This is a genomic window from Actinomadura sp. NPDC048021, from assembly GCF_040653135.1.
GTDB classification, from domain to species: Bacteria; Actinomycetota; Actinomycetes; order Streptosporangiales; family Streptosporangiaceae; genus Spirillospora; species Spirillospora verrucosospora.
The window spans coordinates 212,214-224,608 of the sequence record NZ_JBEZJQ010000006.1; the positions used below are offsets into that span (position 1 = coordinate 212,214).

The 12,395-nt window shown below is 71.3% G+C and carries 10 protein-coding genes and 1 pseudogene; 7 read left to right on the top strand and 4 right to left on the bottom strand.

What is annotated here, in order from left to right; genetic code table 11:
* Positions 1 to 111: 111 nt before the first annotated feature.
* Together ilvD and AB0C87_RS12715 are read left to right on the top strand one after the other, a co-directional pair.
* Entirely contained in the window at positions 112 to 1,974 is a 1,863-nt protein-coding gene (gene ilvD / locus AB0C87_RS12710; protein ID WP_345175748.1) for a dihydroxy-acid dehydratase, read from the top strand.
* Positions 1,975 to 2,072: 98 nt separating this feature from the next.
* The gene (locus AB0C87_RS12715) at positions 2,073 to 2,420 is read left to right on the top strand and encodes a DUF1330 domain-containing protein (RefSeq protein WP_360349117.1); all 348 of its coding nucleotides are present in this window, start codon (positions 2,073 to 2,075) and stop codon (positions 2,418 to 2,420) included.
* Positions 2,421 to 2,462: 42 nt separating this feature from the next.
* Here AB0C87_RS12715 and AB0C87_RS12720 read toward each other — a convergent pair whose 3' ends face one another.
* Entirely contained in the window at positions 2,463 to 2,681 is a 219-nt protein-coding gene (locus AB0C87_RS12720) for a zinc ribbon domain-containing protein (protein WP_360349120.1), read from the bottom strand.
* A gap of 31 nt (positions 2,682 to 2,712) precedes the next feature.
* A complete protein-coding gene (locus tag AB0C87_RS12725) occupies positions 2,713 to 3,222 on the bottom strand; it encodes an HNH endonuclease (RefSeq protein ID WP_345175751.1) in 510 nt (169 codons plus the stop codon).
* A gap of 261 nt (positions 3,223 to 3,483) precedes the next feature.
* Between AB0C87_RS12725 and AB0C87_RS12730 the strand changes: the two genes are divergently transcribed.
* Entirely contained in the window at positions 3,484 to 5,580 is a 2,097-nt protein-coding gene (locus AB0C87_RS12730) for a prolyl oligopeptidase family serine peptidase (RefSeq protein WP_360577475.1), read from the top strand.
* Positions 5,581 to 6,020: 440 nt separating this feature from the next.
* Here the strand turns inward: AB0C87_RS12730 and AB0C87_RS12735 are convergent, their stop codons facing one another.
* The gene (locus AB0C87_RS12735) at positions 6,021 to 6,623 is read right to left on the bottom strand and encodes a GNAT family N-acetyltransferase (RefSeq protein ID WP_345175755.1); all 603 of its coding nucleotides are present in this window, start codon (positions 6,621 to 6,623) and stop codon (positions 6,021 to 6,023) included.
* A gap of 5 nt (positions 6,624 to 6,628) precedes the next feature.
* Complete coding sequence (locus AB0C87_RS12740) at positions 6,629 to 8,278, bottom strand: XRE family transcriptional regulator (protein ID WP_360577477.1); 1,650 nt, start codon at positions 8,276 to 8,278, stop codon at positions 6,629 to 6,631.
* A 393-nt stretch (positions 8,279 to 8,671) separates the two neighbouring features.
* Between AB0C87_RS12740 and AB0C87_RS12745 the strand changes: the two genes are divergently transcribed.
* From AB0C87_RS12745 to AB0C87_RS12760, 4 genes and pseudogenes are all read left to right on the top strand, one after another.
* Positions 8,672 to 8,956, top strand: coding sequence for a hypothetical protein (locus tag AB0C87_RS12745; RefSeq protein WP_179836786.1), 285 nt, complete (start codon positions 8,672 to 8,674; stop codon positions 8,954 to 8,956).
* A 290-nt stretch (positions 8,957 to 9,246) separates the two neighbouring features.
* Entirely contained in the window at positions 9,247 to 10,278 is a 1,032-nt protein-coding gene (locus AB0C87_RS12750) for a mechanosensitive ion channel family protein (RefSeq protein ID WP_345175760.1), read from the top strand.
* A gap of 72 nt (positions 10,279 to 10,350) precedes the next feature.
* Positions 10,351 to 10,716: pseudogene (locus AB0C87_RS12755) on the top strand (globin); the annotation flags it as partial.
* 24 nt (positions 10,717 to 10,740) lie between these two features.
* Positions 10,741 to 12,312 (top strand): glycoside hydrolase family 13 protein, encoded by a 1,572-nt coding sequence (locus AB0C87_RS12760; protein WP_360577479.1) that lies wholly within the window; start codon positions 10,741 to 10,743, stop codon positions 12,310 to 12,312.
* Positions 12,313 to 12,395: the final 83 nt, after the last annotated feature.

Consider the following 12,395-nt stretch of genomic DNA (forward strand, 5'->3'; position numbering starts at 1 on the left):
GGCAGCGCCGCGACCCGCCGCTGCGCGTATCCCTTCCAGGCGACCCGCCCGCCCACGCCGAACCATGCGCGGCCCGTCGTCCCCGCACGTCCCAGGTTTGGAGAGGTCGAAATGCCACCGCTCAGGTCACGCACGGTCACCCATGGCAGGAACATGGCGGGCGCCCGCGCGCTCATGCGGGCCAGCGGCGTGGAACGCGAGGACTTCGGCAAGCCGATCGTCGCGGTGGCCAACAGCTTCACCCAGTTCGTGCCCGGCCACGTCCACCTCGACGAGGTCGGCAAGGTCGTCGCCGGCGCCGTCCGGGAGGCCGGCGGCGTGCCCCGCGAGTTCAACACGATCGCGGTCGACGACGGCATCGCGATGGGCCACGACGGCATGCTGTACTCGCTGCCCTCCCGCGAGGTGATCGCCGACGCGATCGAGTACATGGTCAACGCGCACTGCGCCGACGCCCTGGTCTGCGTCTCCAACTGCGACAAGATCACCCCGGGGATGCTGCTGGCCGCGCTGCGCCTGAACATCCCGACCGTGTTCGTCTCCGGCGGCCCGATGGAGGCCGGCAAGCCCGTCGAGGGCGTCATGGGCGGCAACAAGCTCGACCTGATCGACCCGATCATCGCCTCGGCCGACGCCTCCATGCCGGAGGACAAGCTGCTGGAGATGGAGGAGAGCGCCTGCCCGACCTGCGGTTCCTGCTCGGGCATGTTCACCGCCAACTCGATGAACTGCCTCACCGAGGCGATCGGGCTGGCGCTGCCCGGCAACGGGACCGTCCTCGCCACCCACACCGCCCGCCGCCGCCTCTACGAGGACGCCGGCCGCACCGTGGTCGAGATCGCCAAGCGCTACTACGACGGCGACGACGAGTCCGTCCTGCCGCTGAACATCGCCACCCGCGAGGCGTTCGAGAACGCCATGGTCCTCGACGTCGCGATGGGCGGGTCCACCAACACGATCCTGCACCTGCTCGCCGCCGCCACCGAGGGCGGCGTCGACTTCGGGCTCGCCGACATCGACGCGATCTCCCGCCGCGTCCCGTGCGTCTGCAAGCTGGCCCCCGCCACCGCCAAGTACCACGTCGAGGACTGCCACCGTGCCGGCGGCATCCCGGCCCTGCTGGGCGAGCTGAACCGCGCCGGCCTGCTGAACGCGTCGGCCCACTCGGTCCACTCCGCGTCCCTCGACGAGTTCCTCGCCAAGTGGGACGTCCGCTCCCCCGACGTCCTGCCGGAGGCCGTCGAGCTGTTCCACGCCGCGCCCGGCGGCGTCCGCAGCACCTCGGCGTTCTCGCAGAGCGCCCGCTGGGAGTCGCTCGACCTCGACCGCGAGAACGGCTGCATCCGCTCCGCCGAGCACGCCTACACCGCCGACGGCGGCCTGGCCGTCCTGCGCGGCAACATCGCCCCCGACGGCGCGATCGTCAAGACCGCCGGGGTGGACGAGGAGCTGTGGACCTTCACCGGCCCCGCCGTCGTCTTCGAGTCGCAGGACGACGCCGTCGAGGGCATCCTCGGCGGCAAGATCAAGGCCGGCGACGTCATCGTGATCCGCTACGAGGGCCCGAAGGGCGGGCCCGGCATGCAGGAGATGCTGTACCCGACGAGCTTCCTCAAGGGCCGCGGGCTCGGCAAGGCGTGCGCGCTGATCACCGACGGCCGGTTCTCCGGCGGCACGTCCGGGCTCTCCATCGGGCACGCCTCCCCCGAGGCCGCGGGCGGCGGGATCATCGCCCTCGTCGAGGACGGCGACCGCGTCGTGATCGACATCCCGAACCGCGTGCTGGAGCTGGACGTCCCGGCCGACGAGCTGGAGATCCGCCGCGAGAAGCTGCTCGCCGACCTCGGCGGCTACCGGCCCCGCGACCGCCACCGCCCGGTGAGCGCCGCCCTGCGCGCCTACGCCGCGATGGCCACGTCCGCCTCGACCGGCGCCGCGCGCGACGTCTCCCAGCTCGACCGCCTCAACGGCTGAGCGGTTACCAGGCGGGTAATCGCGGTCATTCCCCGCCTAGGGCAAAGTGGTGGGTGTCGGGCGAACCAGGCCCGGCCCCACCACTGAAGGAGACCGCGATGACCGCCTACGCCCTCGCCCACATGACCCCCCAGCCGCCGCTGCCCGAGGACGTCTTCGTCTACATGGAGAGCATCCAGGAGACCATGGACCCGTTCGGCGGCCGGTTCATCGTGCATGCCAGCGAGACCGAGGTGGTCGAGGGCCCGTTCGACGGCGCCTACGTCATCATCGAGTTCCCCGACATGGACAAGGCCCGCGACTGGTACAACTCGGACGCCTACCAGGCGATCGCGGCGAAGCGCAGCGACCACATTCCCGGACACCTCGTGCTGCTCCAGGGCGTCCCGCGGGACTACGACGTCGCCGCGACCGGCAAGGCGCTGCGCGCGGCCCAGGCCGGTTGACCGGTCAGGCACTGACCGGTCGGCAACAGAGCGGGTCGGCGGTCAGGAGCAGCAGCCCCCGCCACAGCAGCCCCCGCCCCCGCTCGGCGGCGGCTGGGGAGCCCCACCGCGGGAGGAGCCGGTGACGGCGACCGTGGACAGGAGCTTGACGGTGTCGTCGTGGCCGTCCGGGCACGGGGCCGGGTCGGACGCGTTGATCATCGGGCGGGAGACCTCGAAGGTCGACCCGCACGCGCGGCAGCGGTAGTCATAGCGAGGCACGCCCCCAGGATACGTCCCCCCGGTGTGCGCGTCAGGCCGCGGGCTCGGTGACATAGGCGGCCCACTGCGGGTCGCCGTCGTTGACGAGGCCGATGAGCCGCCAGTGCGCGCCCCTCGGAACGGCCGGGGTGACGCTGAGCGTCCAGCCCAGCTCCGACAGCAGGCGGTCGGCCTTGCTGTGGTTGCACGTCATGCAGGAGGCCACGCAGTTCTCCCACACGTGCTGGCCGCCTCGGCTGCGCGGATGGACGTGGTCGATCGTCTCGGCGCGGCGCCCGCAGTAGACGCAGCGGAAGTTGTCGCGGCGCATCAGCGCCGCGCGGGTCAGGGGCACGCGGGTGCGAAAGGGGATGCGGACGTAGCGGCGGAGCCGGATGACGGACGGGATCTCGACCGTCATCGTGGCCGAGTGGAGCACGGCACCGGAGGTGTCGTGATGGACGATCTCCGCCTTCTCGCGAAGCACGAGGCAGACCGCCCTCCGCAGAGGAAGCGTGGTGAGGGGTTCGTACGTCGCGTTGAGGAGGAGGACCTGTCGCATCAGACGCCCTCCGCCGGGCCGCGTTCTGCGTTCGCCTCGGTGGTCGCGGCGCAGCGCGCCTCCCACCGAGGCCCGATTATCGTCTCCGGCACCTGCGCACTCGCCATGAGGACCTCCCCAGGGGCGAACCGACCAGAATCAGTGTGGCGTCTGAGGGAGGTCGTCCGCTACCCCAATAATCCCCATCCGCACACCGCTCGAACACGGAACCCGCGGGGAGTACCGGGGCGGGCAGCGCTAAACGCCCAATAAAGTGCATCCATGACGCCGTATCCGTCCGCGCAGCGCCAGGACATCGTCGAGGACATCCACGGCCACCGGGTCGCCGACCCCTACCGCTGGCTGGAGGACCCGGACAGCGCCGAGACCGCCGAGTGGCGCGCCGCGCAGGACCGGCTCTTCCACGAGACCATCGACACGCTGCCCGGCCGGGACGCCCTGCGGGCCCGCCTGCTCGAACTGCTCGGCGCGGGAAGCGTCGGAGCCCCCGTGTGGCGGGGCCAGCGGCGCTTCTTCACCCGCCGCTCCGCCGACCAGGAGCACCCGGTGCTCTACACCGTCGACCCCGACGGCTCCGAACGCGCCCTGGTCGACCCCATGGCCCTCGACCCCGCCGGGACGACGACGCTGGACGGCTGGCAGCCCGACAAGGAGGGCCGCCTCCTCGCGTACAAGGTGTCGACCGGCGGCGACGAGGAGTCGCTGCTGTACGTCATCGACGTCGCCACGGGAGACCGGGTGGAGGGGCCCATCGACCGGGCCCGGTACTCCTCGGTGGCCTGGCTGCCGGGCGGCGAGGCGTACTACTACACGCGCCGCCTGCCCGCGGAGGACGTCCCGGCGGGCGAGGAGCAGTACCACCGCCGCGTCTACCTGCACCGCGTCGGCACCGAACCCGACGCCCACGACGTGCTGGTCTTCGGCGACGGCCTGGACAAGACCAACTACTACGGGGTCGGCGTCAGCCGCGACGGCCGCTGGCTCACGATCTCCGCGTCGCAGGGCACCGCGCCCCGCAACGACCTGTGGATCGCCGACCTGACCGCGTCCGCCCCCGAGGCGCCCGCGCTGCGGGCCGTGCAGGAGGGCGTCGACGCCTCCACCGGCGTCCACGTGGGCCGCGACGGCCGCGCCTACGTCTTCACCGACCGCGACGCGCCCCGGTCCCGCCTGTGCGTCGCCGACCCGTCCGACCTCTCCTACGAGACGTGGCGGGACCTGCTCCCCCAGGACGCCGAGGCCGTCCTGACCGACTTCGCGATCCTGGACGGCCTGGAGCGCCCCGTCCTGCTCGCCGGGTGGACCCGCCACGCGATCAGTGAGATCACCGTCCACGACCTGGCGTCCGGGGAGCGGCTCGGCGCCGTCCCGACCCCCGGCCTCGGTTCCATCGGCGGCATCGTCGAGCGGCCCGAGGGCGGGCACGAGGCCTGGTTCGGCTACACCGACGGCGTGACCCCCTCCTCCGTCCTGCGCTACGACGCGCGCACCGGCGAGACGACGCCGTGGGCGTCCGCGCCGGGCACGGTCGACGTCCCCGAGATCGAGACGCGCCAGGTCGTCTACACCTCCCGGGACGGGACGCAGGTGCGCATGCTCGTCTCGTCCCGTCCGGGCCTGACCGGGCCGCGCCCCGCGATCCTCTACGGCTACGGCGGGTTCAACATCTCGCTCACGCCGTCCTACTCGGCGAGCATCCTCGCGTGGGTCGAGGCCGGCGGCGTCTACGCGGTCGCCAACCTGCGCGGCGGCTCCGAGGAAGGCGAGCAGTGGCACCGCGCCGGCATGCGGGACCGCAAGCAGAACGTCTTCGACGACTTCCACGCCGCCGCCGAGAAGCTGATCGCGGACGGCCTCACCACGCCGTCCCAGCTCGCGATCTCCGGCGGCTCCAACGGCGGCCTCCTCGTCGGCGCCGCCCTCACCCAGCGCCCCGACCTCTACCGGGCGGTGGTGTGCTCCGCGCCGCTCCTGGACATGGTCCGCTACGAGCGCTTCGGCCTCGGCCAGACCTGGAACGACGAGTACGGGACGGCCGACGACCCCGAGGAGTTCGGCTGGCTCATCGGCTACTCGCCCTACCACCGCGTCAGCCCCGGCACCGCCTACCCGGCCGTCCTGTTCACCACGTTCGGCAGCGACACCCGCGTGGACCCCCTCCACGCCCGCAAGATGTGCGCCGCCCTCCAGCACGCGACCACGTCCGAAGCCCCGATCCTCCTGCGCGACGAAGCCGAGGTGGGCCACGCCGCCCGCTCGGTGACCCGCTCGGCCGACCTCACCGCCGACACCCTCACCTTCCTGGCCGCCCAGACCGGTCTCGTGCCTATGGCAGTGCTCTCCTCCTTCGGGCCCTGAGGGCCCTCCATCGTCGATCACTGCGGGCGATCGCTGTGCCTATGGCAGTGCCCTCCTCCTTCGGGCCTGAGGGCCCTCCATCGTCGGGCACTGCGGCGATCGCTGGCATCGCTCCGACTCGCCTTGGCGGCTCGCTGCGCGATCAGGTTCTTGCTTCGCTTGAACCTGCCTTCGGACGCGATCGCGACTTCTCAGGTTGTTGGGTGGTTGCTCTTAAGGCCGGGGTTGGCGCCGTGACGGCATTTGTCGCTGTCAGCTCTCCGCCGTTGGGGGTGGCGGGCTTCCAACGCCTGGTGCTGGGGGCGCCTGCTGGCATTGCTTGGGCTCGCTGCGCGAGCAGGTTGCGGTCCGCTTGAGCCTGTCTTCGGAGGCGGGCGCGGTTGTCAGGTGGGGGTTGTGGCAGTGCTCTTCTCTGGTGGAGAAGAGCACTGCTACACGTGTCAGCGCAGTGGCTTTTGGATGTAGATGTTGACTATTCCGCCTATGGTTTCGCGGCGGGTCTCCGTCCAGCCGAACTTGCGGTAGAGGGCCAGGGCGGGGGACTGGAACTCGGTGGTGTCGGCGCGCAGGATGCGGTAGCCGTACTCCACCGCGCGTTCCTCCAGTGCCTGGACCAGTGCGGTGCCGTAGCCCCGGCGCTGGACCGCCGGCAGGACGCGCAGGCGCACCATCTCGGCGACGTCGAGGGTCGGGTTGCCGGGGGCGTAGCCGCCGTAGGCGCGGGCGTGGCCGCCCGGGATCAGGTCGGCGCGGCGCAGGCCGCCCATCGCGACCACCCTGCCGTCGAGCTCGCCGACGAGGAACTCGCCGTTGTTGCGGAGATAGATGTCCTCCATGCGGAAGAAGTCGTGGTCGTAGTAGACGCCGTCGCCGGGGCGCAGGCCGACCTGGGCCAGGCCCTCCTGGTGCAGGGCCAGGACGACGCCGTGGTCGGTCGCGTGGTACCGGCGGATCCGCAGGTCGCCGTAGCGCCATTCGGGGGGATCGTCCTCGAGCCGGACGAGCGTGGGGTGGCCCTGCCAGGAGGCGTTGTCGGCGCTCATCCCGGTCAGACCTGTTCCCCCGGGCGGACGGCGGCGGGCGGATCCTGGGTGGGGCTCTTCACGGACGGGCCGGAGAGGGCCTCGTAGAAGTCCTGCAGCTCCGGGATCTGGCCGTGCTTGGTCGCGACCGCCGCGCCGATCTGCCGGGCGCGGTGCACGAGGATGTCGGACCGGTGGTCGGCGGGCAGGTCGAAGATGGCCTCCCGGCCGGCCGTCAGCGCGGCCTCGGGGTGGCCGGCGTGCAGCTTGCACATCGCCCGGTCGAGCCGCACCAGGGTGAGGTCGACGCGGTCGGTGGGCGAGTACAGGGTGAGGGCGTGGCTGAGCACCTCGTCGCCCTGCCTGTGGTCGCCGAGGTTGGTGAACGTGTCGCCCTCGTAGAAGGCCATCTGGCGGTCGGTGAACCCGAACACCAGGTCGGAGGTGTCGGTCTTGGAGAGCTGGTCGAACACCGAGCGGCCGCGCACGAGCGCGCGGCGGGCGCTGGGGGCGGCGTCCCCGCGGCCGCGCATCGCCAGCATGCCGAGCGCGCGCGCCTCCACGGCGGGGGCCATGGCGGCGGCGACGCCGGGGGTGCGGCCGGCGAGGTCCTGCGCCTTGCGGGCCAGGTGCAGCGCCTCGCGCGGGTCGCCGTAGTACATCGGCACGAGCGACTCGCGGACGGTCACCCAGGCGCGCAGCTGGCGGTCGCCGGTCTCGTCGGCGGCGGTCCGCGCGGTCCGGAAGAACGAGCGGGCGAGCCGGTGGTCGCCCAGGTTGATCATGATGAGCCCGGACAGCCCGGACAGCTGCGCGGCGATCCGGCACAGGCGTTCCTGCAGCTCGACCGGCTGGCGCTTGTCGCACATGCGCCGCACCTCGCTGAAGTCGAGCAGCACGTCGCAGAGCATCCGGAGGGACGGGGTCGCCTGGTACTGCCGGCCGTAGCCGTAGGTGGTCTCCTCCCACTGGTCGAGCATGGTCGGCGAGACGGTCGCGCCGACGAGCGTGTCGTCCATCTTGCGGCGCAGGTTGTCGACGGCCCCAAGGAACTGACCGTCGAGCGCCACGCCCGCTCCGGCCAGCAGCTGCAGAAGGGTCCTACGAAGCACGATGTCCTCCTCTCCCACATCAATGGTCAGGGGGCCGTCGGCGCGGTCATGGCCCCGCAGGTCGTTGACGGTCGCCCAGGGGCGCTCCTCGCTCCTGGGCACGATCGCCCCGACGATGGCGTCGGGGTCGGGTACCGGACGCTGGTCCGGCGCGCGCGGCTGCGGGACGCTCGCGGCGCCCGCCCGGGTCGCGTGCCCGCGGCCGCAGATGCAGGGACTCTGGTAGTCGAGGGCGTCGGGCTCCACCCTGTAGACGGCGCACAGGTAGTGCAGGTACTCCGGGCCGGGTCGCTTGTAGCCGCTCTCGTACGCGGACAGCAGCGTCTCCCCGAGTCGCGGCGGCGGCTTGCCGTCGACCTCGTAGAGCGCCTTGACCTGCGCCACGATGTCGGAGAGCGCGACGCCGTGGGCCAGCCGGTGCGCCTTGATCCGGCTGGTCCCGAACAGCGGCCCGCACTGCTCGTGGATCTCCTGCGCGATCGCCACCGGGCCCCGTCCTCGCGCCAGGGCGTGCGCGCGGATCCGGCGAGCGACGTCCGTTTCTCTCCGCGGGGGGTCCGACATCCGGCGCCTCCTCCGGTCGTGCCGGAACGCCGTCCCCTCGGGGGGTGGACGACCGTTCCGACCGCGGCGACCGGTCGATTTGGCCACAACAGATAATCTCTTGCGCACGCAGCGTAATCCTCGTCACAGTCCCCGCCAAGCGATTCCGGAGAAGTGATGAGGGCCGGGACGCGCTCCGCACCCCGTGGGTAGAGAATTTTCCTCCGCAGGGAGGAGGACTTCTCCTGAGGTGGGGAAATCCGGTTCTTCGGCCCCCGGCCGCCCCCTTGACCGGTCAGTGTGAGTGTTGGAAATCTCTCGTGTTGTGATCGAGCGAATCCGGAGAGTCGATCATCTGGATCGACCGGCACTGTGCTCGCGGGCGCTCCGCCCGCCGATGGAGGGGGTGCGAAGGTGGTCAGCGACAGACGCGTCGGCTACCTCGAAGAGCTGGAACACGAACTCGACACGCGGGGCCTCGTCGCGCGCGTCGTCAGGACCCGCTCGGGGCCGGCCTTCCTGAGGGTCGTGAACCCCGAGGCCGCGAGCCTCGCGGAGGACGTCACCTGCGCGCCGGCCCCCGAGACCAAGGACCACTACTTCTGGTGGTCCTGGGGCGAGCGCATGCACCGCGTCGACGACGTCGGCGGAGCGGCCCTCAAGCTGGCGCACGTCCTCCAGCCGCTCGCCGCGAGGTGAGCTGACTCACTCCGGGCCCGAGCCCGAGCACCGTCACCGACCCGGGCGCCCGCCGGCAGGGCGCCCACCAGGCCGGGCGTGTCCCGCGAGGCCGCGGCGAAGGGCGCGGCAGCCGCGGACCCCGCGGGACACGTTCGCCCGGCAGGCCCCCTCCCCGGCCGGTCCCCGCCGCCGGCCCCGGCGTTCGTATGAACCGGTCGGAACCGTCCCCTACGATCGGGCTCGTACCCGCCGCAGGTCCACGGCGAGTTGGCGGGGAACCGCAATGGCCGGGGAGGGTCTGCCACACCATGTCTCTGTTCGCGTCGATCAGCGTGCCGCTCGCCGTGTCGCCGGTCGCCAAGCCGTTCCTGCCCTGGGCCGAGAAGGGCACCCCCGAGGCCGCCTGCAAGAACACGGACCCCAGCGTCTCGTGCCGGCTGGTCTGGAACATCTCGAAGAACACCGACTTCACCCAGTTCTGGGCGACCTGGCTGGACAAGCCGCTCACCACGCTGCTGTGGATCATCGTGACCTTCGTGGTCGCGCTGATCGTGAAGAACATCGCGCACCGGATGATCACCAAGGTCACGCTGCGGATGGCCGAGGGCACGATGTCGGAGAAGGTCCGGGAGCGGTCCCGGACGGTCTTCGAGGGCAGTCCCGCGCTGCTCAACAGGCGGCGCGCCCAGCGGGCCCAGACGCTCGGCTCGGTGCTGCGCTCCATCGCGTCCATCATCATCATGGGCACGGCCGCGTTCAGCATCCTCGGCTCGCTCGGCCTCAACCTCGCCCCCATCCTCGCCAGCGCCAGCGTGATCGGCGTCGCGGTCGGCTTCGGCGCGCAGAACATCGTCAAGGACTTCCTCGCCGGGCTGTTCATGCTGCTGGAGGACCAGTACGGCGTCGGCGACGTCATCGACGTGGGCAGCGCCAAGGGGACGGTCGAGGCCGTCACGCTGCGGGTCACCCGCATGCGGGACGTCAACGGCGTCGTCTGGTACGTCCCGAACGGCGAGATCAAGAAGGTCGGGAACGAGTCGCAGAACTGGGGACGCGCCGTCCTGGACATCCCGGTCGACATCAACGAGGACACCGAGAAGGTCAAGGAGATCCTGCAGGCCACCGCCGACGAGCTGGCCGCGGACGGGGCGTGGCACGACCTCGTCCTGGAGCAGCCGTCGGTGTGGGGCGTGCAGGCCCTCGCCGGCGACGCCGTCGTGATCCGCGTCGTGCTCAAGACGGCGCCGGGCAAGCAGGGCGACATCGCCCGCGAGCTGCGCGAACGCGTCAAGCGGGCGTTCGACGAGGCGGGCGTCACGGTCGCCACCCCCGCGCCCTAGCCGCCTTCCCAGTGGATCAAGGTGAGGAAGAGGGCGCGTCTCACATAGGGTGGGAGCGCTATGGCTGAACAGGTGACCTTCTACGAAGCGGTCGGCGGCGAGGAGACCTTCCACCGGCTGGTGCACCGCTTCTACCAGGGGGTCGCGGACGACCCCGACCTCCGCGCCCTCTATCCCGAGGAGGACCTCGGTCCCGCCGAGGAGAGGCTGCGGCTCTTCCTGATCCAGTACTGGGGCGGTCCCAACACCTACAGCACTCAGCGCGGGCACCCGAGGCTGAGGATGCGTCACGTGCCCTTCGTCATCGGCGCGGCCGAGCGGGACGCGTGGCTGCGGCACATGCGGGTCGCGGTGGACGAGCTCGGGCTTCCGGAAGACCTGGAGAAGCAGCTCTGGGCCTACTTCACCATGGCGGCGCAGAGCATGGTGAACGCCCCGACGTGAGCGGGTAGAGCGCCCCGTATGACGCGAATCCCGTGGTGGCGCAACGCCGTCGTGTACGAAATCTACGTCCGCAGTTTCGCCGACGCCGGCGGGAACGGCGAAGGCGATCTCCAAGGGGTCCGGTCCCGGCTCGGCCACCTGCGGGATCTCGGTGTAGACGCGCTGTGGCTCACCCCCTTCTACACCTCCCCTCTGGCGGACGGCGGTTACGACGTGGCCGACTACCGCGACGTCGATCCCCGGTTCGGCACGCTGGACGATTTCGACGCCCTCGTGGCGGACGTGCACGCCCACGGGATGCGGCTGATCGTCGACATCGTCCCGAACCACTCCTCCGACCGGCATCGCTGGTTCCGGGAGGCGCTCGCGGCTCCGCCCGGGTCGCCCGCACGCTCCCGCTACATCTTCCGCGCCGGCAGGCCAGGGGAACGTCCCGGCGAGGCCGCCCCACCGAACGACTGGCCGTCGGCGTTCGGCGGCCCCGCCTGGACGCGGCTGGACGACGGCGAGTGGTACCTGCACCTGTACGCGCCCGAGCAGCCCGACCTCAACTGGCGCAACCCCGAGGTGCGGCACGAGTTCGAGGACATCCTGCGGTTCTGGCTCGACCGCGGCGTGGACGGCTTCCGCATCGACGTCGCCGCCGGACTGTTCAAGGACGAGTCGTTCCGCGACCTCCGCGGCCAGGACCGGGACATGGTGAACGGGCCCATGTACAGCCGCCCGGAAGTCCACGACGTGTACCGGAGATGGCGCCAGATCCTCGACGAGTACGACGGCGACCGCATGGCCATAGGCGAGGTGTGGACGGACGGTCCGGAAGACCTCGCCCTCTACCTGCGTCCAGACGAACTGCACCAGGTGTTCCAGTTCGACCTGCAGCTTGCCCCGTGGTCGGCCATGGCGTTCCGCGAAGTGATCGACGCAGCGTTGAAGGCCGTCGCCCCCATGGGCGCCGCCCCCACATGGGTGCTGTCGAGCCACGACTCCGTCCGCCACGTCACCCGCTACGAGCAGCGGGACGGCTTCCAGGGCATCGGGCACGCCAGAGCCAAGGCCGCGCTACTGCTGCTCTTGGCGCTCCCCGGGTCGGCCTACCTGTACCAGGGCGAGGAACTGGGACTGCCCGAGGTGACGGATCTGCCTGACGACGCCAGGCAGGACCCCATCTTCAAGCGCACGAACGGGCAGACCGCAGGACGCGACGGCTGCCGGGTACCGCTGCCGTGGTCGGGCCGCGCCGAGCCTTATGGCTTCTCCCCTGACGGCGTCCGGCCGTGGCTGCCGATGCCGGAGCGGTGGGCGTCGATGACCGCCGAGGCGCAGGCGTCCGACCCGTCCTCCATGCTGAGCTGGTACCGCGAGGCCCTCGCGCTGCGGCGCCGCCTGCACGGCGGCCTCCCCGATGACCTGGAGTGGCTCGACTCCCCCGAGACCGCCCTCTTCTTCCGGCGCGGTTCTCTGATCCTGGCCCTCAACTGCGGCGAGAACCCTGTGCGCCTCCCCGAGGGCACGCCGCTCCTGACCAGCACGCCCCTCTACGGCGACCTGCTTCCCGGCAACACCGCCGCGTGGCTGAGCGTCCCCTGAACGCAGGACGCGGTGCGCCGGTCCGTGCGAGGGGTCAACGCACGGACCGGCACACCGCGGTCCTTCGCCGAAAGGCGCTTCCG